Source organism: Streptomyces sp. NPDC006733 (assembly GCF_040636125.1).
In the GTDB taxonomy this organism is placed as follows: domain Bacteria; phylum Actinomycetota; class Actinomycetes; order Streptomycetales; family Streptomycetaceae; genus Actinacidiphila.
In genome coordinates, this window is the sequence record NZ_JBEYJD010000117.1 from 1 (window position 1) to 2,826 (window position 2,826).

The 2,826-nt window shown below is 68.2% G+C and carries 2 protein-coding genes and 1 pseudogene; 2 read left to right on the forward strand and 1 reads right to left on the reverse strand.

Annotation, left to right across the window (positions count from 1 at the left end; genetic code table 11):
* Nucleotides 1-137: 137 nt before the first annotated feature.
* A pseudogene (locus tag ABZ721_RS40865) lies at nucleotides 138-950 on the reverse strand (amidohydrolase family protein).
* Nucleotides 951-1,237: 287 nt separating this feature from the next.
* Here ABZ721_RS40865 and ABZ721_RS40870 point away from each other — a divergent pair.
* Nucleotides 1,238-1,684, forward strand: a complete 447-nt coding sequence (locus tag ABZ721_RS40870) for a MarR family transcriptional regulator (RefSeq protein WP_358793915.1) — start codon at nucleotides 1,238-1,240, stop codon at nucleotides 1,682-1,684.
* A gap of 464 nt (nucleotides 1,685-2,148) precedes the next feature.
* On the forward strand, nucleotides 2,149-2,715 hold the full coding sequence (locus ABZ721_RS40875) for a hypothetical protein (RefSeq protein ID WP_358793916.1): 567 nt from the start codon (nucleotides 2,149-2,151) through the stop codon (nucleotides 2,713-2,715).
* Nucleotides 2,716-2,826 lie beyond the last annotated feature (111 nt).

Consider the following 2,826-nt stretch of genomic DNA (forward strand, 5'->3'; position numbering starts at 1 on the left):
CCTTCGCTTCCCCGCTCTGGCCGCCCGATAGGGTTGAACGAGTGACGCTCGCCGACCGGCGACGGTCTCGCTCTTCTCGGCCCAGAGCCCGCCGTTGCTGATGGACCCCGTCTTCCGGGGGGAACGCCTGGCGATGATCAGAGAGCGAGGCCAAAGAGCGTTGCGGCGTTGGCGGAGGAGAATTTCTGCCGGTCCTTGTCGGGCGAGAAGTGGTCGAGGAACGCGGTGATCTCGTCCTGAGTCGGTTGCTGGAACGGGTAGTCGGTGGAGAAGATCAGCCGGTCGGCGGTGGTGACGGTCAGGGCGTGGTGGAGCAGTGCGGGGTTGAGCATGCCGGAGGCGGTGATGTGGAAGTTGGTCCGGATGTACTGCGAGACGGGCCGTTGCAGGCCGGCGAGGCTGTCAGCCCGGTCGAGCCAGAACAGCAACATCTCGCCTCAGTGTTCGAGGACGATCTGCAGCTCAGGGTGGCGGTCGAAGGTGCCGCGCAGGATGAGCCGCAGCGCCGCGGTCGCGGTGTCGAGGTGCCAGCCCCATCCGAAGGTGGCCAGGCCGAGATCGGTCAGCTCGCCGAGCCCCCGGTAGGAGGCGTCACGCACCGCGTCCGAGGGGATGGGTGGGTGGAGGAGGACCGGCTGCCCGAGGTCTGCCGCAGCGGCGAAGAACGCTTCGTAGGCTGGGTCGTCGAGAAGACGGTCGCTGGAGCGGCCGTAGACCATCGTGCCGACGTGGCCCAGGTCCTTGGCGCGCACGAGCTCCTCGATGACGCGCTCCGGGCAGGACATGGGCAGGGTCGACAGTGCGCGAAATCGCGTCGGGTGCGGGGCGACGGCGGCGCTGGCCGTGTCGTTCGCGGCACGGCTCACCTGCCGGGCCTGCGCGGGAGGGAGAGAGTGGGTTCCGGGCGGGGTCAGGGCGAGGATGGTGAGATTGCTGCCCTGGGCGTCCATCGTGGCGATCCGGCCCGCGCCCCGGTCCTCCAGGCGCTGCTGATGGTCGCTCAGCTCGTTGAAGGCCAGGCTCTGGTCAGGCCGCGGCAGGCCTGAACGGCGGACGTGAGGGCCGGGGCGATCCAGTGTTCTTCGATGGCGACGAGTGTCATGCGAGGGGTCCTTGGTTTGGGCGGCGTGTCGGTGACGCCCTACCGCTTTACCTGTCAGGTGACAGCAAAATCAGAGCGACCTAATGTAGCTGTCAACTGACAGCAATCGGAGGGGGAAGACCGAGGTCCTGACCCATGGACGCGGAGCAGACGGCGCGACTGTTCGAGCTCGCCGACCGGATCCTGGCGGTCGGCCGCCACATCGGGGCATCGAAGGAGGGCGAGGTCGCGCCAGGGACGCCGCTGCAGGGCGCAGTGATGCGCTATATCGACCGCCACCCGGGCACGACGGCCAAGGAAGCCGCCGAAGCCACCCAGATGATCTCCAGCAACTTCAGCCGGGCGGTCCGCAGTCTGGAGCAGGCGGGCCTGGTGCGACGCGACACCGACGAGCACGATGCGCGACGGGTGCGCCTGTATCCCACGGAGAAGGCCCACGAGAACCTCCACCGCCTGCGGGAGCTCTGGAGCGGCTTGCTGGAGGAGGTGGTCACCGATGCCGACAACATCGACGCCACGATCTCTACCCTGCGCAACATCGTGACCCGCCTGGTCGCCCGCAACCGCCGGGCGGCCCGCTAGGCGGTGTCCCCAAATGTCACACCCACATCAGGAGCGATGCGAGCGTGACGGCGGCCCGGTAGGACTCGACGGTCTTCGCGTAGCACGTGGCGCCCGCGGCGTGATCCGCGGTCACAGGCCCACCCCGCACCCGCCCCGACCAGCCGGCCACCCCTGGCAAGGCTCTCCCGCGCGTCGTGGCCCCGCAGGAGGGACGCGGAGGAGAGGCCGGTGCGGGGTTGGTCTGCGGGGAAGTCTGCGGCCGGGCTGGCCTCCTGCGGTGCGGGGGTGCGTACGCCGGGGCGCGGATGGGGTGTCGCTGTTACCGGCCATAGTGCTGAACCTGGATGCGGTTGCGTCTGGTGAGCAGATCTTCATGATCGAATGGGTTGTCTGCGGTGGTTTGTGCCAGTGCTGGTGCGACCCGCGCGCTACGAACGCCGACCGCACCTGTGGTGGGCGCCCCAGAAGGAATCAGGGTCTTGATGCTCCGCACGCGTACCCGCCGGGCGATCACGGTCACCGCGGTGGCCGCCGTCGCCTGCCTGACCGGCACCGCTCTGCCCGCCGCAGCCGACCCGCCCGCGGGGATCTACCCGCTGGTCTACCTCCCCGCGCCCGGTGGAGTGTCCTTCCGCCAGTACGACGAGATCATCAAGGAGCCGTCCATCGTTGTGTGGCGCGACTACATGTGCACCAGCGACGACTTCGACACCGACCGATGGCAGCAGCTCGAAACCGAGCTCCACCGCTACCCCGGCTGGTACGGCACGCCCGAGGCGGAGAAGAAGCCCTTCGAGGAAGCACGGATCGATCTGTTTGGCGTCCCGACGCTCAGCAACGCCAACCGCCACCAGCTCTGCAATGACCCCGCGCTGATGGCCAGCTACAACGCGGCGCAGCTTCGGCACATCGAGGCCGACGGCTTCACCTACCAGCCGGAGTACGCGGACACCGAGGAAGGCAACGACAACCTCCGGAACATGTGGACCAAGAAGTGCGCCTCGTACCGGGTAATCCTGAAGATCAGGCCGGGCGACCCCGGCTGTTAGGGGACCTGCCAGCCGCGGCCAGGGGTCTGTACCGTGAGCGGTGTAACTCCTGAGCTGGAAGCGACAGTTGATGACTGACGTGACGGTTGACATTGAGGCCGGGGAGGCCGC

Excerpts from the sequence above, each read along its gene's own strand:
- ABZ721_RS40870 (WP_358793915.1), top strand. The coding sequence starts at position 1,238 with ATGGACGCGGAGCAGACGGCGCGACTGTTCGAGCTCGCCGACCGGATC.
- ABZ721_RS40875 (WP_358793916.1), top strand. The coding sequence starts at position 2,149 with ATGCTCCGCACGCGTACCCGCCGGGCGATCACGGTCACCGCGGTGGCC.